This is a genomic window from Citrobacter europaeus (assembly GCA_020099315.1).
Classification (GTDB): domain Bacteria; phylum Pseudomonadota; class Gammaproteobacteria; order Enterobacterales; family Enterobacteriaceae; genus Citrobacter; species Citrobacter europaeus.
In genome coordinates, this window is the sequence record CP083650.1 from 2,292,368 (window position 1) to 2,316,583 (window position 24,216).

Here is a 24,216-nt window from a genome sequence, read left to right on the forward strand (position 1 = left end):
GGAAGAGACAAATGAAATCACGTGCAGCAGTTGCATTCGGCCCCGGCCAACCGTTAAAAATTGTCGAAATCGACGTCGCACCACCAAAGAAAGGTGAAGTGCTGGTTAAAATTACCCACACCGGCGTGTGTCATACTGACGCTTTCACGCTCTCCGGCGACGATCCGGAAGGTGTGTTCCCGGCGGTACTTGGCCACGAAGGTGGCGGTATTGTGGTTGAAGTGGGAGAAGGCGTCACCAGCCTGAAACCGGGCGATCATGTGATCCCGCTGTACACCGCTGAATGTGGCGAGTGTAAGTTCTGTAAATCGGGTAAAACTAACCTGTGTCAGGCCGTACGCGCGACCCAGGGCAAAGGTTTGATGCCGGATGGCACAACGCGCTTCTCGTACAACGGTGAGCCGATTTATCACTATATGGGCACCAGTACCTTCAGCGAATACACCGTTTGTGCGGAGATCTCTCTGGCGAAGGTTAACCCGCAGGCTCCGCTGGACAAAGTGTGTCTGCTGGGTTGTGGCGTGACCACCGGTATTGGAGCGGTCCATAACACCGCAAAAGTGAAAGAAGGCGATACCGTAGCCGTATTCGGTCTGGGCGGTATTGGTCTGGCGGTCATTCAGGGCGCGGTGCAGGCGAAAGCCGGGCGTATTCTGGCCGTTGATACCAATCCGGAAAAATTTAAGCTGGCAGGTGAAATGGGCGCGACCGATTTCATCAACCCGAAGGATTACGACAAACCGATTCAGGATGTGATTGTCGAGCTTACCGACGGCGGCGTGGACTTTAGCTTTGAATGCATCGGTAACGTTAACGTGATGCGCGCGGCGCTGGAATGCTGCCATAAAGGATGGGGCGAAAGCATCATCATTGGCGTGGCGGGAGCAGGGCAAGAGATCAAAACGCGTCCGTTCCAGTTGGTAACCGGGCGCGTCTGGCGCGGTTCTGCGTTTGGCGGCGTGAAAGGCCGTACCCAGCTCCCAGGCATGGTTGAAGAAGCTATGAGCGGGAAAATTCAGTTGGATCCCTTTATTACCCACCGTTTACCGCTGGAGCAGATTAACGAAGCGTTTGAGTTAATGCATCAGGGTAAGTCCATCCGTACCGTTATCCACTTTGGCGATAACTGATTCATTGGCCAGCGGATTTCACCGCTGGCACTTTCCTGAATTTTTTAGAATTATGTTGTGAAAGTGTGACGAATCCGGCGCTTTTCACGGTAAGTAAACTTCCCGGATTGCCGATGACTATCTAACGGGCGTGTTTTCACGCATAAACCCTACAAGAGAGTCGACGGTCATGGACAACACTACATCGATGCAAGCCCAGAATAAACTGGGCTTTCTGCATCAAATCCGGCTGGTTCCGCTGTTTTCCTCCATTCTCGGTGGCATCCTTCTGCTGTTCGCCTTAAGTTCCGGACTGGCAAGCTATTTTCTTATGCAGGCCGATCGCGATCAGCGCGACGTGACCGATGAGATTCAGGTCAGGATGGGGTTATCTAACAGCTCTAACCATTTACGCACCGCACGTATCAACATGATCCACGCCGGCGCGGCGAGCCGTATTGCCGAAATGGATGACATGAAGGCCAATATTGCCGAGGCAGAAAAACGGATTAAGCAGTCGCAGGACGGTTTCAATGCTTATATGTCACGCGCGGTAAAAACCTCTGCCGATGAAGCGTTAGATGCTGAACTGAGCGCCAGCTTCAAAGCCTATACCGACGGCTTACAGCCTATGTTGAAGTACGCTAAAAACGGTATGTTTGAAGCGATCATCAATCATGAAAATGAACAGGCCAGACCGCTGGACTCTGCTTACAACAAGGTGTTGTTAAAAGCGATCGACATTCGTACCGCAAGGGCGAACCAGTTAAGCGAACAGGCGCACCAACGTACACAGCTCGGCATGGCTTTTATGCTGGGTGCATTCGTTCTTGCGCTGGCGCTGACCGTAATGACGTTCATTGTTCTGCGTCGTACCGTCATTCATCCTCTGCTGCGCGCAGCCCTGCGTATTGAGCAAATTTCCGCAGGGGATTTGACCATGCAGGAGGAACCGACCGGGCGCAGCGAAATTGGTCGCCTGAGCCGCCATCTGCAGACAATGCAACGATCGCTTGGGAAAACGGTGGGCACTGTACGTCAGGGGGCGGAAGAAATTTATCGCGGTACCAGTGAGATTTCGGCAGGGAACACTGATCTGTCTTCACGTACCGAACAACAGGCCGCGGCGATTGAACAAACGGCGGCCAGCATGGAAGAGCTGACGGCCACGGTGAAGCAAAACGCCGACAACGCGCATCATGCGAGCAAGCTGGCGGAAGATGCTTCCGGCAAGGCCAGCCGGGGTGGTCAGATGGTCTCTGGTGTGGTGAAAACCATGGGCAATATCTCAACGAGTTCGAAGAAAATCTCCGAAATCACCGCCGTGATTAACAGCATTGCTTTCCAGACCAATATTCTGGCGCTGAACGCAGCGGTCGAAGCGGCGCGAGCAGGAGAGCAGGGGCGCGGGTTTGCCGTCGTTGCCAGTGAAGTACGTACGCTGGCAAGCCGCAGCGCTCAGGCGGCAAAAGAGATTGAAGGATTGATCAGCGAATCGGTCCGACTGATTGACCAGGGCTCCGGAGAAGTCGTCGCGGCGGGCAATACGATGACGGATATTGTCGATGCAGTAAAACGCGTCACCGACATCATGCTGGAAATTGCGGCAGCCTCTGATGAGCAGAGCCGGGGTATCGTACAGGTGAGCCAGGCGATATCAGAAATGGATAAGGTTACGCAGCAAAATGCCTCGCTGGTTGAAGAAGCATCGGCTGCGGCAGCCTCTCTTGAAGAGCAGGCGGCACGCTTAACACAAGCCGTTGGCACATTCCGGTTAACCGGGACAAGCGCAATTAAACGCGCTCCGGTGACCACTACTGCGGATCATTCTCGTCCGCAGGCGGCAACGGCCAGCGGCGATAACTGGGAAACGTTTTAACAATAAATAAAGGGACCATCTGGTCCCTTTATTTTTGGCATCAAAACGGTACGGTTTTACGTATTGCGGCGATAAGGATCTGCGCGGCCTGAGAGAGTTGCACATCGACCCGGGTAAGAATCCCGATGGGTTCACCCGCACCGTGGGTGGGAATCGGTAATGACACCAGCGTCGCCTGGCGTAAATCTTCTCTAACCGCGCCTGAAGGGACAAACCATACATAGTCGTAATCAACTGTCAGTTGGCGGGAGAGCGATGCTGACAGCGTTTCAATACAGCCAGGCGGCATTTTACAGCCCTGACTTTGCAACAATGCCTCTGCGTGCTGGCGAGGCGCGGTTCCTTTTGGTGAAACCACCACCGGCCACTCCATGACCCGGCTCAGCGTAATGGTTTCTTGCAACAACGGGTGGTTAGGGCGCACAACCAGTTTGAGCGATTCCAGAAACAATAATTCGTAGTTCAGACCGACCATCAATTCCGGATCGGCCATACGGCCAATGCCGAGGTCAATTTCCCCTGACTTTAAACCCGCCAGGATCATGGGATTACTCATGGTGGCAACCTGCAGCGTGGTTTCCATTTGCTGCTTATGAAACGGGCCAATGACCGCCGGCAGGATGCCCAGAGCCGCGGTGGGTAAGGCGCCAACCCGTACGACATCAGTCTGCGACTCTTCACGCTGGTTTAACGCTTGCCCGGCGGTGTTAAGCGCATCCAGCACTCTTACTGCGTGGGTAAGAAACTGCTCTCCGGGCAGCGTTAACTGTGCACCGAGGCGGCCACGCTCAAAGAGCCGGGTACCGGTCAGTTGCTCCAGTTCATTTAGCGTTTTGGAGAGGGCCGGTTGGCTCAGGTTAAGGGTCTCAGCCGCGCGCCCCAACGTTCCCTGCTGTGCAACGGCGACAAAAGTATGAAGGTGGCGCAAGCGAATGCGCTGATTGAACAGAACATTTTTTTCCATAAGCGATGTTAAAAACAGAGCCGTATCGGTGACAAGTGAAGTTGTTCGTTTCTGATAACCTGATAGCAAAATATTATTAACATTTATCATGTTTTACTTACAACTAATTTGTTTTGCTTATGTTTTGTACAGCGTTGCTGGGGGATGGGATCATGGAAGGGAATGGGCCAGGTCGATATACTGTAGGTATTGTTTGCTTTTGAACCATTCTCTTCACAAGGCACTGATTAATGATACATGTAATAGGGCACCTTAACCCCGACAGCGATGCCATTTGTACTGCTGCCATGACGGCGCGTTGGCTTACTTTACGTGGCCAACAGGCGACGGCATGGCGTCTGGGCGAACCGAACCGCGAAACGCAATTTATTTTTGAGCATGCGGGGCTGGAAATGCCTGAACGGCTGACGTTCGAACTGACCGATAGTGATGTCTGGCTGGTCGATTTTACCGAGCCGGCCCAGGGGCCGGAATCGCTGGCAGAAAGTAACGTGGTGGGAATTATCGATCATCACCGACTCGGTGGATTAGTGACTCGCCTGCCGCCAGAAGTGTGGGTGAAGCCCGTCGGCAGCAGCGCGACGCTGTTATGGCAACTGATGACGGAAGATGAGCGTAACCAGCTGTCTGCCGCTGAGGCCGTTTTACTGCTGGGCGCCGCGTTGAGTGACACTGTCACGCTTCGTTCGCCAACGACCACCTCCGACGATCGCCTGGCCGTGGATGAGCTGGCCCAAAAAACCGGTGTGGACCTTGACGCTTTTAGTCGCGACCTGCTGTCTGCCAAAACCAGCGTGGATGGGATGAGCGCCCGCGAACTTCTGCACAAAGACATTAAAACTTTCACTATCCATGGACATTCGGTCTGTGTGGCGCAGCTTGAACTGTATGCGCTGCAACAGGTGGATGCCGTGCTGGCCGATCTTCGTCTGGAAATGGCGCGCTATGCAGAGGAAAAGAATGCTGCGCTGGTGGTACTGATGCTCACCGATATTAATCTGGGCGACACCAGCTTGTGGTTCGCCGGTTCTGAGCTCGCAGACATCCCGCAGCCCTGCAAAGTTGAAGGTATGCTCAGCCGTAAAAAACAGATGCTGCCCTGGCTGGAAAGTCATTTAAAACCACGCCAGTAGGTTTTGTTCGCCGTCTGTATAGGTGGGAAGTTTACGCGGGGTCACACTTTGTAAATTCTTCCCACCGGAGTCAGCGGCGTTCTCTACACTCCAGGTAATATTCACTGGAGACATGACATTATGGCGAACACCATCACGGCAGATGAGATTCGGGAACAATTTTCGCAGGCAATGTCAGCAATGTACCAGCAGGAAGTCCCGCAATATGGCACGTTGCTGGAACTTGTCGCTGATGTGAATCTGGCGGTACTGGAAAATAATCCCACTCTGCATGAAAAACTGGCTAATGCAGATGAGCTGGCCCGACTCAACGTTGAGCGCCACGGCGCTATTCGGGTGGGTACTGCGCAAGAACTTTCTACGCTGCGCCGGATGTTTGCCATTATGGGCATGTATCCGGTGAGTTATTACGATCTCTCCCAGGCCGGCGTGCCTGTACATTCCACCGCTTTTCGTCCCATCGACGATGCGTCGCTTTCGCGCAACCCGTTTCGGGTATTCACCTCGTTATTACGACTCGAATTAATCGAAAACGCCGCGCTGCGGCAGAAGGCCGCGGAGATCCTCGCAAAACGCGACATTTTCACCCGGCGTTGTCATGCACTGCTGGATGAGTTTGATGCGCAGGGCAGTTTTACGCCTGAGCAGGCGCAGGAGTTTGTGCATGAGGCGCTGGAAACTTTTCGCTGGCATCAGCATGCCACGGTCGATGAAGCGACCTATCACGCATTACACAACGAACACCGGCTGATTGCCGATGTGGTGTGTTTCCCCGGTTGTCATATCAACCACCTGACGCCGCGTACGCTGGATATTGACCGGGTACAGTCAATGATGCCGGAATGCGGCATTGAGCCGAAAATATTGATTGAAGGGCCGCCGCGCCGCGAGGTGCCGATTTTATTACGTCAGACCAGTTTCAAAGCGCTGGAAGAACCGGTGTTGTTTGCCGGAGAAATGCGCGGCACTCACACGGCGCGTTTTGGCGAGATCGAACAGCGCGGCGTGGCCCTGACGCCGAAAGGCAGAGCGTTGTACGACGAGTTGCTGAATAACGCGGGAACGGGAAAAGACAACCTGACACACCAGCTACATCTTCAGGAGGTGTTCAAAGCCTTCCCGGACAGCGAATTCCTGCTGCGCCAGCAGGGACTCGCCTGGTTCCGCTATCGTCTGACGCCATCAGGCGAAGCGCATCGGCAGGCGATTCGCCCGGATGACGACCCGCAGCCGCTCATTGAACGGGGCTGGCTGGTTGCGCAACCCATCACCTACGAAGATTTTTTACCGGTGAGCGCCGCGGGAATTTTCCAGTCTAATCTGGGGAATGAAACTCAGGCTCGCAGCCACGGGAATTCCAGCCGCGACGCGTTTGAACAGGCATTGGGGTGCGCGGTTTATGATGAGTTCGCGCTGTATCAGGAGGCGCAAGATCGAAGTAAACGTCGGTGTGGTTTACTTTAATGGAATTTACATGGGATTCGATCTGTTCCCATCGACATAAAATATTTTCGATTTTGTACAGATAATCGGCGACCAACAATTGGATTATTAATGAATTTTGTCTAGAGTGAGCGGTCAGAAATGTGCACTCTCTTGCCGCTGATTTTGACCGGCGCGGGACCATTTACACGACCAGAAGGACTCACTTTCAGGCATGAATCGCAGACGATTTATTAAAGGTTCAATGGCAGTGGCCGCCGTGTGCGGAACCAGTGGTATTGCATCACTCTTTTCCCGCGCCGCCTTTGCGGCAGAGTCTGACATTGCAGACGGAAAAACCGTACGTTTTGATTTTTCCGTTCTGCAATCGATGGCCCATGACTTAGCACAGAAGCCCTGGGGCGGCGCACCGCGCGCGTTACCGGACACGCTGGCGAAACTGACGCCGCAGGCCTACAACAGCATTCAATATGACGCAGAGCAGTCTCTGTGGAACAACGTTGAAAATCGTCAGCTTGATGCACAGTTCTTCCATGTGGGAATGGGCTTCCGTCGCCGTGTACGCATGTTCTCGGTTGATGGCACTACGCATATGGCGCGTGAAATTCACTTCCGTCCGGAACTGTTTAAATACAACGATGCGGGTGTGGATACCAAACAGCTGGAAGGGCAGACTGACCTCGGATTCGCCGGATTCCGCGTGTTTAAAGCGCCAGAACTGGCTCGCCGCGATGTCGTTTCTTTCCTGGGCGCCAGCTATTTCCGCGCCGTGGATGACACCTACCAGTACGGTTTATCGGCCCGCGGTCTGGCGGTAGATACCTACACCGACAGCAAAGAAGAGTTTCCTGATTTCACCTCTTTCTGGTTCGAAACGGTTAAACCGGGCGCAACCTCCTTTACCGTGTATGCGCTTCTCGACAGCCCTAGCGTAACGGGCGCATTCAAGTTTGTGATCCACTGCGAGAAAACGCAGGTGATCATGGATGTACAAAACCATATTTACGCGCGTAAAGACATCAAGCAGCTCGGCATTGCGCCGATGACCAGCATGTTCAGCTGCGGCAATAATGAACGTCGGATGTGCGACACTATTCACCCGCAAATTCATGACTCCGATCGTCTGGCGATGTGGCGGGGCAACGGCGAGTGGATCTGCCGCCCGCTGAATAACCCGCAAAAACTGCAGTTCAACGCCTATACCGATAACAACCCGAAAGGGTTTGGCTTGCTGCAGCTCGATCGCGACTTCTCCCATTACCAGGACATTATGGGCTGGTATAACAAACGTCCAAGCCTGTGGGTCGAACCGCGTAACCAGTGGGGCAAAGGGACCATCGGCCTGATGGAGATCCCAACGACCGGTGAAACGCTGGATAACGTCGTCTGCTTCTGGCAGCCGGATAAGAAGATCAAAGCCGGCGATGAGCTGGAATTCAAATATCGCCTGTACTGGAGCGCTCAGCCGCCGGTGCGTTCGCCGTTGGCTCGCGTGATGGCGACCCGGACTGGCATGGGCGGTTTCCCGGAAGGATGGGCGCCGGGCGAGCACTACCCGGAAAAATGGGCGCGTCGTTTTGCCGTTGATTTCGTCGGCGGCGACCTGAAAGCGGCTGCGCCGAAGGGTATTGAACCGGTAATTACGCTCTCCAGCGGTGAAGCGAAACAGATTGAGATCCTCTACGTGGAACCTATCGACGGTTATCGCATTCAGTTTGACTGGTATCCGACCTCTGACTCAACCGATCCGGTAGATATGCGTATGTTCCTGCGTTGTCAGGGCGACGCCATCAGCGAAACCTGGCTGTATCAGTACTTCCCGCCAGCGCCGGATAAACGTCAGTACGTTGACGACCGCGAGATGCGTTAATCACTTCCTTTACGGCTCTCCAGATGGGGAGCCGTATCTGCAATCCTCCTCATAACGACTCTGTACACTATTTACTCGATCCTGTTCGCATTTTTCTGTATGCCAAATGGGTACTCTGTGGGTGTGTATTTCTTATACACATTCTTGTCCACTAACAGGGAGAAAGTATGTTTCCAGAATACAGAGACCTTATTTCCCGACTGAAAACCGAGAACCCTCGCTTTCTGTCCTTATTCGAAAAACACAACAGCCTTGATCATGAGATCTCCAGACTGGAAGGTTCGGATGGTCGGGGGTATAGTTTGGACATTGTTCGCCTTAAGAAACAGAAACTCCACCTGAAGGAAGATCTGCTCAAAATATTGCAAAAAGAGAGTGTCAGCGAGAGCTAAGCAAAACGGCACTTGCTGTGTAAAAGGGCTTCCAAAAGGGAAGCCCTTCCTGTTTTTATTTAATGAGATTAACCAGCATAACGGAATGAAAATGTCAGAAGTGATTACCATCAATGACACGTTAGAACTGCGTGCCGTAGAAGAGCAACACGTCACACCTCTGCATCAGTTGGTGCTTAAAAATAAAACCTGGCTCCAGCAGTCGCTGAACTGGCCGCAGTTTGTTGCCTCTGAGGAAGACACCCGCAAGAACGTGCAGGGCAATATGATGCTGCACCAGCGCGGTTACGCCAAAATGTTCCTTATTTTTGCGCAACAAACTGTGGTGGGCGTCATCTCGTTTAACCAGATAGAACCGCTGAACAAAGCGGCTTATATTGGCTACTGGCTGGATAAGGAGCAGCAGGGAAAAGGCATCATGACCCTGGCGTTACAGGCATTGATTCATCATTTTGCACAGCGTCAGGAGATCCGCCGCTTTGTGATTAAATGTCGTGTGGAGAACGTTGAGAGCAACCAGGTGGCGCTGCGCAATGGCTTCCAACTGGAAGGGTGTATGCAACAGGCGGAGTTCCTTAACGGTGATTACCATGATGTGAATCTGTATGCCCGCATCATTGATGGTCCCTCAGAATAAGCCTGCGATAGGTGTGCGCGTAATGCGCTGCTCACCGTTGATCACCTTCGGCCCGCGCAGATGAATAGCATCGCCATCAAACGCTTCAATGTGCGCCTGGCCGGTTATTTCAATATGATGCTCGATCAGCACTTCGCCCTGCACGCAGGCGTGACCTTCAATCAGGATATGACCATCAAGCTGGAGCGGCCCACCGCGTAAATGCGCGTGACCGCCGACCAGCACATGGTGTTTCAGCACGCAGTTACCTTCAACCACCGCGTGCTCCGCCACCTGCGAGCTGTAGCGCAGGGTAGGAATAGCGTCTTCTCCGGTTCCGGCGACGACGCGCGCATGGCCGTAGACTTTGGCGCAATCGCAAATCCAGACATTATTCTCTTCATTACCTTCCACCCGGGCGAACTCAAAAACTTCCGCCCGATGTTCGATAAACGCATAGTTGATTTGCGCATCGCCATAGATCTGCGCCTGATGAACCACCCGAGAATGACTGACGGTGGCCCGTTCGTAAATTTGCAGAAGCTGGTCGCGTTCACGGGTTAGCCCCCTGGCGGCGATGATTTCAGAGCCACACATAACGCGCGCATCACCGAAGAGAAGGCACTCACCGCGAACCACCGAATCCTGAATGGTGACGTTGTCACGTATTTGCGCGTTGTGGCTGATTTCAGCCCGGTCAATCCACACGGCATCGCTAATCTGCGCGCCATCTCTGATTACGCTTGACTGGGTAATGCGGGCGTTTCCTGTAATCGTCGCCCCGGCAAACGCGAGCGCGTTTTCATCGTAAATCCAGCAGTCGCCGCTTTGCGACAATACGCATTCGTCATCAATCCAGCCGCCCGGTGTACCGGCCAGGACATCACTAAAATCAGTGAGCGCAATGATTTGGCGTAGTAATACGCTTTTTTTATTGCCATTATCCTGGTAACTAAAGGAACGAGGCTCATCGCCCAGACGATATTTGGTCATAGCTCATTTCCGTGTGGCGCACCTTAGTTAAACGTAGCAAAGTTTTCCGCACTGGCTAAATCAGCGGAAATTCCATAAAATGCATTTCAAATATACTTTAAAAAATAAACAAAATGAGTAAGAGCAAACAGAGTGAGCGGGTCCTCAATCTTCCGGCCGGTTATTTTGGCATGGTACTGGGCATCATCGGGATGGGATTCGCGTGGCGTTATGCCAGTCAGGTGTGGCCAGTGAGCCACCGGATTGGCGACGGTTTAGTGATTCTCGCCATGGTCATTTGGGGGCTGCTGACGCTAGCCTTTCTGAGCCGTTTACTGCGTTTTCCGCATAGCGTATTGGCGGAAATTCGTCACCCAGTGATGAGTAGCTTTGTCAGTCTGTTTCCGGCCACCACGATGTTGGTAGCGATTGGTTTTGTCCCATGGTATCGACCACTGGCAATTGGATTGTTCAGCATTGGGGTGGTGATACAGCTGGCATACGCGGCCTGGCAAACGGCAGGGTTATGGCGCGGTGCGCATCCAGAGGAAGCCACCACTCCGGGTCTGTATCTGCCAACTGTCGCCAATAACTTTATCAGCGCAATGGCCTGTGGAGCGCTTGGTTTCAATGATGCAGGATTGGTGTTTTTGGGCGCAGGGGTATTTTCCTGGCTCAGCCTGGAGCCAGTGATTCTGCAACGTTTACGTAGCTGCGGCGAGCTGCCTGCGGTTTTACGAACCTCACTTGGCATTCAACTGGCGCCTGCGCTGGTCGCTTGCAGCGCCTGGCTTAGCGTCAACGGCGGCGAGGGCGATACGTTAGCTAAAATGCTGTTCGGCTATGGTTTGCTGCAACTTCTGTTCATGCTACGCCTTATGCCGTGGTATTTGTCACAGCCATTTAATGCGTCTTTCTGGAGCTTCTCGTTTGGCGTGTCGGCTTTGGCGACAACAGGGCTGCACCTGGGGCACGGAAGCGATTCGGGATTTTTTCATACGCTGTCGATCCCACTGTTTATTTTTACCAATTTTATCATTGCATTATTACTGGTACGTACGTTTGCATTGCTGATGCAGGGAAAACTGCTCATCCGCACGGAGCGTACTGCATTACTGAAATCTGAGGATAAATAATGACCCTTTGCGACGAAAACTACTTTACTGAGAAATACGATTTAACCCGTACACATTCCGATGTCGTTGAAGCGGCAAAAATTGTAAAACCGGGAAAAACGTTGGATCTGGGCTGCGGTAACGGTCGTAACAGCCTGTACCTTGCGGCAAACGGTTATGACGTGACAGCATGGGATAAAAACCCCATGAGCATCGCTAATCTTGAAAGGATCAAAGCCGCTGAAGGGCTGACTAATCTGCAGGCGAATGTTGCGGACCTCAACGCATTACGCTTTGATGGCGAATATGATTTTATTCTGTCTACCGTTGTGCTGATGTTCCTTGAAGCCAAAACTATCCCTGGCCTTATTGAAAATATGCAACGTTGCACGAAACCGGGTGGATATAACTTAATCGTTGCGGCGATGGATACCGATGATTTCCCGTGCACCGTTGGTTTTCCGTTCGCATTTAAAGCCGGAGAATTACGCAACTATTACAACGGGTGGGATCTGCTGAAATATAACGAAGACGTGGGCGAACTTCATCGTACGGATGAAAACGGTAATCGAATTAAACTGCGCTTTGCCACAATGCTGGCACGTAAAACTGCCTGAGTCTCCCGTCTGGGTTAACTCTTTCTGCGTTCAGCATTTTTTGTGCTGAGCGCAGAGATAAAATTGTGCGGTGCTTACCATTTTTAGTACATCTAAAATGAAACTGTTTTGCTATCCTTTTTAGGCATCATTGCGAAAACTAAAGGGATCGTTTCATGCGTACTCAAACTTTATTTAAAGTTGCAGTGCTTACTGGCTTGTTGGCATTATCCGGCTGTGCGTCAAAAGTAACCGAGCCGGAAAAATATTCTGGGTTTTTAAAAAATTACTCTGATCTGAAGGAAACAAAATCAGCATCGGGACAAACGGTACTCCGTTGGGTTGATCCGAGCTACAACGAATCCAAATATGACAACATTGTTTATAACCCGGTAACGTATTATCCGGTTCCTAAGCCTACTACGCAGGTAGGGCAGCAGGTTCTTGATCAACTGCTGACCTATACCAATACACAGTTGAAATCCGCTATCAGCAAGCGTAAACCGCTGGTGGCTACCCCTGGACCACGTAGCCTGATTTTCCGCGGAGCGATTACCGGTGTTGCGACCAGCAAAGAAGGGCTGCAGTTCTATGAAGTGGTTCCGGTTGCCCTGCTCGTTGCAGGAACGCAAATGGCGACGGGTCACCGTACCATGGATACCAACCTCTATTTCGAGGGTGAGTTGATTGATGCGGCGACCAATAAACCAGTGATTAAAGTTGTACGTAAGGGTGAAGGCAAAGACCTGAACAACGAAAGCACGCCGATGGCGTTCGAGACTTTGAAGAAAGTTGTTGATGACATGGCGACTGATGCCACCATGTTTGACGTGAATAAAAAACCATAATAATAATGAAAAACGCACCATCCCTGGATGGTGCGTTTTTTTATGCCGTCCGGCGTCGATATAATAGTTTACCCATCAGCGCTTCTGGTCGGGCAAACATCACCATGTTCCCCAGTAATATCAATACGAGTCCGGCAATCGCATTAACCTGCCAGACGTATCCTTCATACAATGTTGATAGCGTCAGCGCGACCAACGGGAAAAGCAACGTACTGTATGCCGCCTTACTGGGGCCAATGCGACCTACCAGTGTGAAATACGCGCCGAAGGCAATCACTGAGCCAAAAATAGCCAGATACAACAGCGCGCTAAGATAGCTGAATGTCCACTGCGGCGTGAAGTTGTCACCGCGCACCAGCGCAATGGCGGCGATCAGCAGCGTACCGTACAGCATGGCCCAACTGTTGGTTGTTAACACTTCCAGCCCTTTTTTCTGGTGACGCAGGCTGATCATATTACCCAATGAGAAGCCGAAGGTTCCCAAAGCGCTTAAACCGATGCCCAGCAGCAGTGAATGGTTGAACCCGCTGTTGATCAAATCTTGCCAGAATAGGGTAACAATGCCCGTCAGTCCCAGACCGGCTGCAATATAAAAGCGCAGCGGTGGTTTTTGCCCAAAAAAGATGAAGCTATTGATCGCATTGAACAGGACTGCCATTGAGAAAATCACCGACTCCAGGCCGGTATTAATCCACGCTGCAGCGGTATAAAAGCACCAGAAATTGAAGCAAAAAACGCATCCGCCCTGTAACAGGCAAAACAGATGATCGCGGCCAGACAGTTTGCGTAATTTACCGCTAACCAGCAGGATAACTATCATCACCGAACTGGCAACGGCAAAGCGCCAAAAAATAGAAACCGGCGCAGAAACCGGGCCTTGCTGCAAATAAATCGCAATCCATGTCGTTCCCCAAATGACCACCACCAGGCAGTACAACAGTGCGTTCATACAACTCTCTCTTTTTGTCGTCAGGCTCACACTGTGTCATGTCTGGTGGCAGGAGGCTTTCATCGGCTTGCGGCGGACTTGCAAAATCTTGCGCTTTTTTAGCGTAAAAGCGAAAAGGCAGCTGTTAACAATATGTGGCTGTTATAGACTGAAAGCCTGCTAACTTATTTTGAATGTGATGGTATGCCTCAGCCCTACGATGCCTTTGAAAACTTACGCAAACATAATGCCGTGCTGCATGAATCGGTTGCGTTACATTCAGGGATCCAACTGGCGGCCTGGTCAAATAAGCGTGATACCATCACTCAGTATTGCGATCACCATACGCTCAGTTTATACATCGCGGATGGCTACGAGAGTTACCACAAAACGGCGGGAGGCTGGAAGAATGGCGGGGGACCTGACCGTTTTTGCCTGATGCCGAAAGAAAGCGAGTCAAGTTGGGATATCCGCGACGATCTCTCCTTTGTTCACCTGTATTGTACCGACGCTCATCTGCGCGAAGTGGGTGAAAAAGTCTGGGACAAAAGCCCCTATAGCTTTACGCTGGACGAGCATACATTTGGCAGTGACCCGGGGATCACGGCGGTTTACCGTCAGTTTTTGCTTGGTAACGACTGGCAGCAACCGGCCAATCATCTCACGCTCAGCGCTGCCTCTTCGCTGCTGTTAACGCATCTGATCCAGCATTACAGTAATGTTCAATGGCGACTGCCTACCGTCACTGGAGGACTGGCGCCGGCCACCTTACGCAACGTGCTGGCCTATATTGACGCGCATCTGGCGTACCCAATAACCCTGAGCGACCTCGCAAGCGAGGCGGCGCTTAGTGAATTCCACTTTGCCAGAATGTTTCGCCAGTCGATGAAAACGGCACCGCATCAGTACGTGATGCAACGCCGTATGGCGCTGGCGCAGCATCTGGTCTGTTATTCTTCACGCAGTTTGTCGGACATTGCGATGGCCTGCGGATTCAGTTCTGCGAGCCATTTTAGTAATCGGTTTAAACAGGTAACGGGTAAAACGCCAACGCAGTTACGTGCGGCGAAATAACGTCAACACTGCGTAGCAGATACCGCCGACCACTAATCCCCAGAATGCAGAGCCAACACCCAGTAACGTCAGGCCGCTGGCCGTGACCAGAAACGTAACAATAGCTGCATCGCGCTCTGCTTCATTATGCAATGCCTGATATAAACTACCGCTAATCGTCCCGAGCAAAGCAAGACCGGCCAGCATCTGGATCCAACTTACCGGCAGGGCCGCCATCATTCCTGTGACCGAACCGCCAAACACCCCAGCCAGAAGATAGAAAACACCAGCAGCGGCGGCGGCGAGCCAGCGCCGTTTAGCATGAGGATGCGCTTCGGGGCTTTGGCAAATTGCGGCGGTGATAGCGGCAATGCAAATGGAATAGACGCCAAACGGTGAAAACAACATGGCCAGCAGGCCGGTAAAGACAATGAGTGGTGAAACGGGTAACGAATAACCCGACGCATTCATAGTGGCAATACCTGGAGCATTTTGCGAAGCCATAGTGACCAGAAACAGCGGTAGTGCAATGCTGATACTGTGGGCCAAAGAAAAGTGGGGGGCAATAAACGCTGGCATCACCGGCGACAGATCCACTCCGCTAGTGACAACGTCACCTTTCATCAGTGCGATAGCAATACCCGCCAGCATCGCGGCGATCGTTGCATACCGTGGGGCTGTGACTTTAAATACCAGCCATGCCACCAGCATACTACCGCACAAAATAAGCTCACTGTTGAGGCTATTAAACGCCTGCAGACCAAAACGCAGCAGGATCCCAGCCAGCATGGCTGATGCCAGTGAATGGGGGATTATTTTCATCAGACGGGCAAACAGCCCGGTTACGCCGCACAACACAATCAACGCATTAGCTACGATAAAAACGCCGATGGCATCCTGAATTGTGACGCCTTGCAGGCCCGTCACCAGCAGCGCAGCGCCGGGCGTTGACCAGGCTGTGAGCACAGGAGCGCGATACCATAATGTCAGCGCCAGCGTACTGACACCCATTGCTATTCCCAGCGCGGTCATCCAGCCCGCGATTTGTTCAGTCGTCGCACCTGCGGCCAGAGCCGCTTGCCAGATAATGGCAGCCGAGCTGGCGTAGCCGACCAGGACAGCCACGAAGCCCGATAGTACGGTGGGCAGAGGGATGGAAAATGCACGCATAGTGACTCCGTGTGCGTTATAACGGTCAATCACTGTAGCACTGTGCGTTATAGCGTACAAGTGTTAAGCTGTAGCCCTGAGAAGGGATAGTTAGGAAGGAGAAAAATGGATAACTTAACCCACTATCTGGCCACAACGCTCAAGACGCTACGTCACCAGCGGGAATGGAGTCTGTCGCGTCTGGCGGAGGAAACCGGCGTGTCGAAAGCCATGCTGGGGCAAATTGAGCGCAACGAATCCAGCCCAACGGTGGCGACATTGTGGAAAATTGCCACCGGACTGAACGTCCCGTTTTCGACCTTCATTTCACCACCGGAGTCAGACAGTGCGCCAATATTTGATCCCCAGCAGCAGGCGATGGTCGTCACACCGCTGTTTCCGTGGGATCCGCAGTTGTGCTTCGATCATTTTTCGATACTGCTGGCACCCGGCGCGCTCAGTGAATCGACTCCGCATGAAACCGGCGTGATAGAACACGTGGTGGTGATAAATGGGCTGCTGGATATGTGTATTGAGGGACAATGGCGCACCATTAAACCCGGCGAGGGGGTGCGTTTTGCCGGAGACAGGGCGCATAGCTACCGTAACGGTCACGAACAAACAGCGCACTTTCATTCGCTGATCCATTACCCGCGTAGTTAATCGGGAAAACTATTCCGAAAAGCCGCGCTTGTGACTACAATAGCCGCCATTTTTATCGCTTGTGGATGATAACAACTGTATGCGCCAGCAGCCTCATCACCTTGAATTGTTAAGCCCGGCCCGGGATACCGCCATTGCGCGTGAAGCCATATTACACGGCGCAGACGCTGTGTACATTGGCGGACCGGGTTTTGGCGCGCGCCATAACGCCAGTAACAGCCTGAAAGATATCGCCGAACTGGTGCCTTTCGCTCATCGTTACGGGGCGAAAATCTTTGTGACGCTAAATACGATCTTGCATGATGATGAGCTGGAGCCCGCGCAGCGGTTAATTACCGATCTGTATCAGACCGGCGTTGATGCCCTGATTGTGCAGGACATGGGAATCCTGGAGCTGGATATTCCGCCCATTGAGCTGCATGCCAGCACTCAATGTGATATTCGCAGCGTCGAGAAGGCGAAGTTTCTTGCTGATGTCGGATTCACCCAGATTGTCCTGGCGCGCGAACTGAGCCTTGAGCAGATCAAGGCCATCCATCAGGCTACGGATGCGACTATTGAATTTTTCATTCACGGGGCGCTGTGCGTCGCTTATTCAGGCCAGTGTTATATTTCACATGCGCAAACCGGACGCAGCGCTAACCGCGGCGACTGCTCTCAGGCTTGTCGCTTGCCGTATACCCTGAAAGACGATCAGGGGCGCGTGGTCTCCTATGAAAAACACCTGCTGTCGATGAAAGATAACGATCAGACCGCCAACCTCGGCGCATTGATTGATGCTGGTGTGCGTTCCTTCAAAATTGAAGGGCGCTACAAAGACATGAGCTATGTGAAGAATATTACCGCGCATTATCGTCAGATGCTGGACGCAATCATTGAAGAGCGGGGCGATCTGGCCCGTTCTTCAGCCGGGCGTACCGAACATTTCTTTACGCCATCCACGGAAAAAACCTTCCATCGCGGCAGTACCGATTACTTTGTGAATGCTCGTAAAGGTGATATCGGCGCATTCGACTCACCAAAGTTTATCGGTTTGCCGGTCGGCGAAGTCCTGAAGGTGGCAAAAGATCATCTCGATGTTGAAGTGACAGAACCGCTGGCTAACGGGGATGGCCTGAACGTGTTAATCAAACGCGAAGTGGTCGGATTTCGCGCCAACACCGTAGAAAAAACGGGGCACAATCGTTATCGGGTATGGCCGAATGAAATGCCCGCCGATCTGCACAAAGTACGTGCCAATCACCCGCTGAACCGCAACCTCGATCATAACTGGCAGCAGGCATTGACCAAAACCTCCAGCGAGCGGCGCGTCGCGGTCGATATTGAGTTGGGTGGCTGGCAGGAGCAGTTGATCCTGACGCTCACCAGTGAGGAGGGGGTGAGTATTACCCATACGCTGGATGGCCAGTTCGAGGAAGCGAACAATGCGGAAAAAGCGTTGAGCAACCTGCAGGATGGTCTGGCAAAGCTTGGACAAACGCTTTATTACGCCCGCAGCATTCAGGTGAATCTGCCGGGAGCGCTGTTTGTGCCAAACGGTCAACTGAATCAGTTGCGACGTGAAGCGGTCGACATGCTGGATGCTGCACGTTTGCAAAACTATCAGCGTGGTCGCCGTAAACCGGTTGTACAGCCGCCGCCGGTTTATCCGCAAACGCATCTGAGCTTCCTGGCTAACGTCTATAACCATAAAGCGCGTGAGTTTTATCACCGTTATGGCGTTCAGCTGATTGATGCCGCTTATGAAGCACATGAAGAAAAGGGCGATGTGCCGGTGATGATCACTAAACATTGCTTGCGTTTTGCGTTTAACCTGTGTCCGAAACAGGCGAAAGGGAATATCAAAAGCTGGAAAGCCACGCCGATGCAACTGGTTAACGGCGATGAGGTCCTGACGCTGAAATTTGATTGCCGACCATGCGAAATGCACGTGATCGGCAAGATGAAACATCACATTCTGAAGATGCCGTTGCCGGGCAGCGTGGTGGCTTCCGTCAGCCCCGAAGAACTGCTGAAAACGTTGCCAAAGCGTAAAAACTAAAGGTCAGCTCAGATGAGTATCGGGCTTGCGTGATTTTTGCCAGTAATGGTGTTCGCGAAGATCGGCGGCGGATTCTTCCGCCGTCACTCGCAGTTCATCGCTGTCGGCGGTATGTCGTAGTAAGTGATCGGCATCCTGCACCTGAAGATACTCATGTCCCTGATTAGTAGCGAAAAGCTGACCGGAAAAAAGCGCGCTGGCCAGCAATAACACCGTTAACCCTTTCTTAAACATCATGCACCCTCTGGTACGTTAGCTGCGGAATTGGCGATAATTTCGCCTGGTGACTATTCAATATTTTAATCGGCATAATGACAATCTCTGTTTTGTCATTTCGATGTTTTTTACATTTTTGTTTAGCCAACGTTGGGATTTGTCACAACCGGGTAGCGCGACGCTGCCCGGTTGTTATCAGGGAGAGATTCAGGACTTAAATCCGGCGGCCGTCATCAGGAGACGAAAGAACATACCAACGGCGGCGAGAGCCAGCACGCTGCCGCCCCAGAGGATCACCAGCCACATCAGGCGTTTCCAGATTGTTTGTTGCATCAATGATACCCCTCACCATGTTGAACTTTGCCGCGAAAAACGTAGTAACTCCAGAAGGTGTACACCAGGATTATCGGGATAATCAGCAGTGCGCCAACCAACATAAAGCCCTGACTTTGCGCCGGAGCCGCCGCCTGCCAGAGCGTAATGGACGGCGGAATGATATGTGGCCAGATACTGATCCCCAGCCCGCTGAACCCAAGAAAAATCAACCCCAGCGTCAATGCAAAAGGCAGCGTATGGCAGTGATGCTGCCCCAGTGAACGCCACAGCCAGATGCTGATAAGCGCAACCAGCAGTGGAACCGGCATCAGGAACCACAGGTTGGGCAGGCTAAACCAACGCTCGGCAATCGCACTGTGCGCCAGCGGCGTCCACAGGCTGATAATGGCAATGACAACCAGCATCGTCAGCAGCAGTTTTTTTGCCACACGGCGCATTTTTTCCTGCAACGGATTTTCGCTTTTCATCACCAGCCACGTCGCTCCCAGCAGAGCGTAGGCTACAACCAGGCCAACGCCGCAGAACAGCGTAAACGGGGTCAGCCAGTCGAAAGGACCGCCGCTGTAGCTGCGTCCGGTGACGGAAAATCCATTGAGTACGGCACCCACCACGACACCCTGGGTGAATGTCGCGAGGATTGAACCGCCGAGAAAAGCTTTATCCCAGAATGGTCGATGCGCCGGCGTGGCTTTAAAACGAAACTCGAAGGCGACGCCGCGAAAAATCAGGCCGATTAGCATCAGTGTCAGCGGGATCGTCAGCGCATCGACAATCACCGCATAGGCCAGGGGGAAAGCGCCGAATAATCCGGCTCCGCCCAGCACCAGCCAGGTTTCATTGCCGTCCCATACCGGGGCGACGCTGTTGACCATCACATCGCGGTCATCAGAGTCCTGAATCGCCGGGAATAAGATACCGATCCCAAGATCAAAACCGTCCATCACGATATACATCAACGTGGCGAACACGATAATTACAAACCAGATAACTGATAAATCGATACCCATTAGCGGTGTGCCTCCGGTTGAGAGTCGAGGACGGCAGCAGAAAGCGGCCGGGCAGGCGTGCCGGTGGGCGGAACGGTCGGGTCATCTTCCTGCGGCCCTTTGCGGATCAGGCGGATCATGTAGCTGTAACCCACGCCAAACACCGAGCTGTACACCACAAAGAAGGACAGCAGGCTGATACTCATATGTAAATCGCCATGGGCGGAAACCGCATCCTCCGTACGTTGCAACCCGTAAACCACCCACGGCTGACGGCCAACTTCAGTAGTCACCCAGCCAGCAAGGATGGCAATCAGACCGGAGGGACCCATCCGCAAGGCAAAGCGTAGGAAAGGGCGCGAGGTGTATAAACGTTGCTTATAGCGCAGCCACAGAGCAAATGCGCCCAACAGGATCATCAGCATGCCCAGTCCGGCCATTATGCGAAACGACCAGAACACCATGGTAGAGTTGGGCCTGTCTTCTTTAGGAAACTCTTTAAGGGCCGGAACCTGCTTATCCAGACTATGCGTCAGGATCAGACTACCCAGCGCCGGGATTTCCAGCCCATAGCGGGTGCGCTCCTGCTCCATATCCGGCCAACCGAACAGCAATAGCGGAGTAGGCTCACCGGGCGGATTTTCCCAGTGTCCTTCAATCGCGGCAATTTTTGCAGGCTGATGCTTCAGTGTATTCAAACCGTGCATATCGCCAATCAAAGCCTGCAGTGGGGCGACGATTAACGTCATCCATAGCGCCATTGAGAACATGGCGCGAATAGCCGGAGTGTTATTCCCGCGCAATAAATGCCATGCGCCCGACGCTGCGACAAACAGCGCGCTGCTCAGGAAAGCGGCAACGGACATATGCAGCAAACGATAAGGGAATGAAGGATTGAAAATAACGGCGAACCAGTCGACGGGAACGACCTGGCCGTTAACTATTTCGTAACCCTGCGGCGTTTGCATCCAACTGTTGGAGGCGAGGATCCAGAAGGTAGAAATAATAGTACCCAGCGCAACCATACAGGTCGCGAAGAAGTGAAGCCCCGGGCCAACCCGGTTCCAGCCAAACAGCATTACCCCGAGGAAACCTGCTTCAAGGAAGAAGGCGGTGAGCACTTCATAGGTCAGAAGCGGCCCGGTGATGCTACCGGCGAACTCGGAAAAACCGCTCCAGTTGGTGCCGAACTGATAGGCCATCACCAGCCCGGAAACTACGCCCATCCCAAAGTTTACGGCGAATATTTTCGACCAGAAATGGTATAGCGAGCGCCAGACGGGATTTTTCGTTTTTAGCCATAACCCTTCGAGCACCGCCAGATAACTGGCGAGGCCAATGGTAATGGCCGGAAAGATGATGTGAAAGGATACCGTAAACGCGAACTGGATCCTTGCCAGGTGAAACGCGTCAAGACCGAACATGCTTAACTCCGCAGGCAAAATTGATTTAGCGCAATTCTAAGGCTGCGAAGCACTGGAAGGCAGAAACAGAACAGTTCTTTTTAACCATAACAGTTGTCGCGCTGTTATAGATTGGCCCGGCTGATATGAAATCTGGAAGCTGGGTTCCCGTTATTGAATAGCGTCCTTCCCACGCTAGTAATTTTGCGATGTTACTAGCAAGGTAATTAAAGAGTAATCATAAATGTTTACTTTGTGTGTATAATAGACGACAGGGAGGCGCAGTGAAGCAAAGTGAGTTCAGACGCTGGCTTGAATCTCAGGGAGTTGAAGTTACAAACGGCTCAAATCATCTGAAGTTGAGGTATCAGGGAAGGCGTAGCGTTATGCTCAGGCATCCTGGTGATGAGATAAAAGAGGCTCTGCGAAAAGCGATCCAAAAGCAGCCAGGCTTACAGTAATCATCATCAATATAAGGCTGATTATATGAGAAATTTTGAGAAAATCATGCGTTATCCCGTTAATCTAGTACCCGCCGTGGAAGGTGGGTTTGTGGTGTCTTTTCCGGATATTCCTGAAGCATTAACTCAGGGAGAAACCCGTCATGATGCTTTGCAGGCTGCGCAAGCCGCATTGGTCACCGCTTTTGAATTCTATTTCGACGATAACGAACCGATTCCTTTGCCTTCGGCGGTTGTCGCTGGCGCTGACTATGTGGAAATACCACTGAGCGTTGCGTCTAAAGTTCTGTTGTTAAATGCCTTCCTTGAATCGAATATTACCCAGCAGGAACTGGCAAACAGGATCGGCAGGCCTAAGCAGGAAATCACTCGCTTATTCGATTTAAAGCACGCGACAAAAATTGATGCTGTGCAGATAGCTGCCCGCGCCTTAGGCAAAGAACTGTCATTAGCGATGTTGTAAAACTGTTAACTATAACAGTTATATAAAATACCCTGATTATGTAAACTGATATATACAGTGGTTGTCACCGACACCGGTAATCAGGACAAAAAATGAAAAAATACCAGCGACTGGCTGAGCAAATTCGCGATCAAATCGCGTCTGGCGTATGGCAGCCCGGCGATCGCTTGCCATCATTGCGTGAACAGGTGGTCAGCAGCGGCATGAGTTTTATGACCGTCGGACACGCCTACCAGTTGCTGGAGAGTCAGGGGCGAATTATCGCCCGACCACAGTCGGGTTACTACGTTGCTGCGCGCCCTGAACGTGAACTGGCCGCGCCGCAGGCGCAGGTAATGCGCGATGAAGCGGTGGATATCAACACCTATATTTTTGATATGTTGCAGGCCAGTCGGGATGCGTCAGTGATGCCATTTGCCTCTGCATTCCCCGATCCGCGTCTGTTTCCCCTCCAGCAGTTGAACCGCTCGCTGGCGCAGGTGAGTAAAACCGCCACCGCCATGAGCGTGATCGAAAACCTGCCGCCGGGAAATGCTGAACTGCGCCATGCCATTGCCCGTCGCTATGCTCAACAGGGGATGACCATTTCACCTGATGAAATAGTCATCACTACCGGTGCGCTGGAAGCCCTCAACCTGAGCCTGCAGGCAGTTACTGAACCGGGGGACTGGGTGATTGTCGAAAACCCGTGTTTTTACGGGGCGTTGCAGGCCCTTGAACGATTACGCCTGAAGGCGCTTTCGATCGCCACCGACGTAAAAGAGGGGATCGATCTTACCGCGCTGGAGCAGGCGTTGCAGGAGTATCCGGTCAAAGCCTGCTGGCTGATGACCAATAGCCAAAATCCGCTTGGTTTTACGCTCAACCCAGAGAAGAAGGCGCATCTGGTCGCATTGCTGGAGAAATACCATGTAATGCTGATAGAGGATGATGTCTACAGCGAGCTGTATTTTGGCCGTGAAAAACCACTGCCCGCCAAAGCCTGGGATCGCGCCGACAGCGTTTTGCATTGTTCGTCTTTCTCGAAGTGCCTGGTGCCCGGATTTCGCGTTGGCTGGGTAGCGGCCGGGAAGCATGCCCGGCGTATTCAGCGACTCCAGCTAATGAGCACCTTATCCACCAGTTCCCCTATGCAGCTTGCACTGGTGGATTACCTCTCAACCCGGCGCTATGACGCACATCTGCGTCGCTTACGCCGACAGCTGGCGGAGCGCAAACAGCAAGCCTGGCAAACGCTGCTGCGTCATCTTCCGGCGGAAGTCAAAATTCACCACAACGACAGCGGCTATTTCCTGTGGCTGGAACTGCCAGAACCGCTTGATGCAGGCGTGCTCAGCACCCAGGCGCTGGCGCACCATATCAGCATTGCGCCGGGAAAAATGTTCTCGACCTCGGGGAGCTGGACACGTTTCTTCCGTTTTAATACCGCATGGCACTGGGGGGAACGTGAGGAACAGGCTGTAAAACAGTTGGGAAAATTAATTCGCGAGATGATGAAATAAAACATAACGCGCTATTTAATATAAAAGAATGGCGCGTTCATATTTCAGAAATAGAGGATACCTCGCCCTGATGTTATT

The 24,216-nt window shown here is 52.5% G+C and carries 24 protein-coding genes; 16 read left to right on the forward strand and 8 right to left on the reverse strand.

Going from position 1 to position 24,216, the window contains the following annotated elements; all coding sequences use genetic code 11:
* Positions 1 to 11: 11 nt before the first annotated feature.
* Both LA337_10855 and LA337_10860 read left to right on the forward strand, forming a co-directional pair.
* On the forward strand, positions 12 to 1,130 hold the full coding sequence (locus LA337_10855) for an S-(hydroxymethyl)glutathione dehydrogenase/class III alcohol dehydrogenase (GenBank protein UBI18144.1): 1,119 nt from the start codon (positions 12 to 14) through the stop codon (positions 1,128 to 1,130).
* A 169-nt stretch (positions 1,131 to 1,299) separates the two neighbouring features.
* On the forward strand, positions 1,300 to 2,988 hold the full coding sequence (locus LA337_10860; GenBank protein UBI18145.1) for a methyl-accepting chemotaxis protein: 1,689 nt from the start codon (positions 1,300 to 1,302) through the stop codon (positions 2,986 to 2,988).
* A gap of 40 nt (positions 2,989 to 3,028) precedes the next feature.
* On the opposite strand, the gene pcaQ is transcribed toward LA337_10860, so the two are convergent.
* On the reverse strand, positions 3,029 to 3,952 hold the full coding sequence (gene pcaQ / locus LA337_10865; protein ID UBI18146.1) for a pca operon transcription factor PcaQ: 924 nt from the start codon (positions 3,950 to 3,952) through the stop codon (positions 3,029 to 3,031).
* Between the two features lie 230 nt (positions 3,953 to 4,182).
* On the opposite strand from pcaQ, the gene LA337_10870 reads away from it, so the two are divergent.
* The 5 genes from LA337_10870 to rimL all read left to right on the forward strand — a co-directional run bounded on the left by LA337_10870 (position 4,183) and on the right by rimL (position 9,427).
* Positions 4,183 to 5,085 (forward strand): manganese-dependent inorganic pyrophosphatase, encoded by a 903-nt coding sequence (locus LA337_10870; protein UBI18147.1) that lies wholly within the window; start codon positions 4,183 to 4,185, stop codon positions 5,083 to 5,085.
* A gap of 120 nt (positions 5,086 to 5,205) precedes the next feature.
* Positions 5,206 to 6,549 (forward strand): VOC family protein, encoded by a 1,344-nt coding sequence (locus LA337_10875; protein UBI18148.1) that lies wholly within the window; start codon positions 5,206 to 5,208, stop codon positions 6,547 to 6,549.
* Between the two features lie 193 nt (positions 6,550 to 6,742).
* Positions 6,743 to 8,398 carry a glucan biosynthesis protein gene (locus LA337_10880; GenBank protein UBI18149.1) on the forward strand — a complete coding sequence of 552 codons (1,656 nt, stop codon included), beginning with the start codon at positions 6,743 to 6,745 and terminating at the stop codon, positions 8,396 to 8,398.
* Positions 8,399 to 8,565: 167 nt separating this feature from the next.
* Complete coding sequence (locus LA337_10885) at positions 8,566 to 8,790, forward strand: YdcH family protein (protein UBI18150.1); 225 nt, start codon at positions 8,566 to 8,568, stop codon at positions 8,788 to 8,790.
* 91 nt (positions 8,791 to 8,881) lie between these two features.
* Positions 8,882 to 9,427, forward strand: coding sequence for a 50S ribosomal protein L7/L12-serine acetyltransferase (gene rimL, locus LA337_10890; GenBank protein ID UBI18151.1), 546 nt, complete (start codon positions 8,882 to 8,884; stop codon positions 9,425 to 9,427).
* Here rimL and ydcK read toward each other — a convergent pair.
* Positions 9,419 to 10,399, reverse strand: coding sequence for a YdcK family protein (ydcK, locus tag LA337_10895; GenBank protein ID UBI18152.1), 981 nt, complete (start codon positions 10,397 to 10,399; stop codon positions 9,419 to 9,421). The genes rimL and ydcK overlap by 9 nt on opposite strands.
* Positions 10,400 to 10,512: 113 nt before the next feature.
* Between ydcK and tehA the strand changes: the two genes are divergently transcribed.
* The 3 genes from tehA (at position 10,513) to LA337_10910 (ending at position 12,937) form a co-directional block, all read left to right on the forward strand.
* On the forward strand, positions 10,513 to 11,514 hold the full coding sequence (gene tehA, locus LA337_10900; protein UBI18153.1) for a dicarboxylate transporter/tellurite-resistance protein TehA: 1,002 nt from the start codon (positions 10,513 to 10,515) through the stop codon (positions 11,512 to 11,514).
* The gene (gene tehB, locus LA337_10905) at positions 11,514 to 12,110 is read left to right on the forward strand and encodes a tellurite resistance methyltransferase TehB (protein ID UBI18154.1); all 597 of its coding nucleotides are present in this window, start codon (positions 11,514 to 11,516) and stop codon (positions 12,108 to 12,110) included. Before tehA ends, tehB begins: the two co-directional genes overlap by 1 nt.
* 155 nt (positions 12,111 to 12,265) lie before the next feature.
* Positions 12,266 to 12,937 carry a DUF3313 domain-containing protein gene (locus tag LA337_10910; protein UBI18155.1) on the forward strand — a complete coding sequence of 224 codons (672 nt, stop codon included), beginning with the start codon at positions 12,266 to 12,268 and terminating at the stop codon, positions 12,935 to 12,937.
* 40 nt (positions 12,938 to 12,977) lie between these two features.
* Here the strand turns inward: LA337_10910 and LA337_10915 are convergent, their stop codons facing one another.
* Positions 12,978 to 13,886, reverse strand: a complete 909-nt coding sequence (locus LA337_10915; GenBank protein UBI18156.1) for a DMT family transporter — start codon at positions 13,884 to 13,886, stop codon at positions 12,978 to 12,980.
* 183 nt (positions 13,887 to 14,069) lie between these two features.
* Between LA337_10915 and LA337_10920 the strand changes: the two genes are divergently transcribed.
* On the forward strand, positions 14,070 to 14,939 hold the full coding sequence (locus LA337_10920) for an AraC family transcriptional regulator (GenBank protein UBI18157.1): 870 nt from the start codon (positions 14,070 to 14,072) through the stop codon (positions 14,937 to 14,939).
* Here LA337_10920 and LA337_10925 read toward each other — a convergent pair.
* Positions 14,922 to 16,088, reverse strand: coding sequence for a benzoate/H(+) symporter BenE family transporter (locus LA337_10925; GenBank protein UBI18158.1), 1,167 nt, complete (start codon positions 16,086 to 16,088; stop codon positions 14,922 to 14,924). The genes LA337_10920 and LA337_10925 overlap by 18 nt on opposite strands.
* Before the next feature lie 105 nt (positions 16,089 to 16,193).
* On the opposite strand from LA337_10925, the gene LA337_10930 reads away from it, so the two are divergent.
* Together LA337_10930 and LA337_10935 are read left to right on the forward strand one after the other, a co-directional pair.
* A complete protein-coding gene (locus tag LA337_10930) occupies positions 16,194 to 16,730 on the forward strand; it encodes an XRE family transcriptional regulator (protein UBI18159.1) in 537 nt (178 codons plus the stop codon).
* A 79-nt stretch (positions 16,731 to 16,809) separates the two neighbouring features.
* On the forward strand, positions 16,810 to 18,771 hold the full coding sequence (locus LA337_10935) for a U32 family peptidase (protein ID UBI18160.1): 1,962 nt from the start codon (positions 16,810 to 16,812) through the stop codon (positions 18,769 to 18,771).
* Between the two features lie 3 nt (positions 18,772 to 18,774).
* On the opposite strand, the gene LA337_10940 is transcribed toward LA337_10935, so the two are convergent.
* The 4 genes from LA337_10940 to LA337_10955 all read right to left on the reverse strand — a co-directional run bounded on the left by LA337_10940 (position 18,775) and on the right by LA337_10955 (position 21,733).
* Complete coding sequence (locus LA337_10940) at positions 18,775 to 19,005, reverse strand: YncJ family protein (protein UBI18445.1); 231 nt, start codon at positions 19,003 to 19,005, stop codon at positions 18,775 to 18,777.
* Positions 19,006 to 19,194: 189 nt separating this feature from the next.
* Entirely contained in the window at positions 19,195 to 19,320 is a 126-nt protein-coding gene (locus LA337_10945) for a DUF2474 domain-containing protein (GenBank protein UBI18161.1), read from the reverse strand.
* Positions 19,320 to 20,330, reverse strand: a complete 1,011-nt coding sequence (cydB, locus tag LA337_10950) for a cytochrome d ubiquinol oxidase subunit II (protein ID UBI18162.1) — start codon at positions 20,328 to 20,330, stop codon at positions 19,320 to 19,322. Before cydB ends, LA337_10945 begins: the two co-directional genes overlap by 1 nt.
* Positions 20,330 to 21,733 carry a cytochrome ubiquinol oxidase subunit I gene (locus LA337_10955; protein UBI18163.1) on the reverse strand — a complete coding sequence of 468 codons (1,404 nt, stop codon included), beginning with the start codon at positions 21,731 to 21,733 and terminating at the stop codon, positions 20,330 to 20,332. The genes cydB and LA337_10955 overlap by 1 nt, the downstream gene beginning before the upstream one ends.
* Before the next feature lie 263 nt (positions 21,734 to 21,996).
* On the opposite strand from LA337_10955, the gene LA337_10960 reads away from it, so the two are divergent.
* The 3 genes from LA337_10960 (at position 21,997) to LA337_10970 (ending at position 24,138) form a co-directional block, all read left to right on the forward strand.
* The gene (locus LA337_10960) at positions 21,997 to 22,173 is read left to right on the forward strand and encodes a type II toxin-antitoxin system HicA family toxin (protein ID UBI18164.1); all 177 of its coding nucleotides are present in this window, start codon (positions 21,997 to 21,999) and stop codon (positions 22,171 to 22,173) included.
* 46 nt (positions 22,174 to 22,219) lie between these two features.
* The gene (locus tag LA337_10965) at positions 22,220 to 22,636 is read left to right on the forward strand and encodes a type II toxin-antitoxin system HicB family antitoxin (GenBank protein ID UBI18446.1); all 417 of its coding nucleotides are present in this window, start codon (positions 22,220 to 22,222) and stop codon (positions 22,634 to 22,636) included.
* Positions 22,637 to 22,728: 92 nt separating this feature from the next.
* On the forward strand, positions 22,729 to 24,138 hold the full coding sequence (locus tag LA337_10970; protein ID UBI18165.1) for a PLP-dependent aminotransferase family protein: 1,410 nt from the start codon (positions 22,729 to 22,731) through the stop codon (positions 24,136 to 24,138).
* Positions 24,139 to 24,216 lie beyond the last annotated feature (78 nt).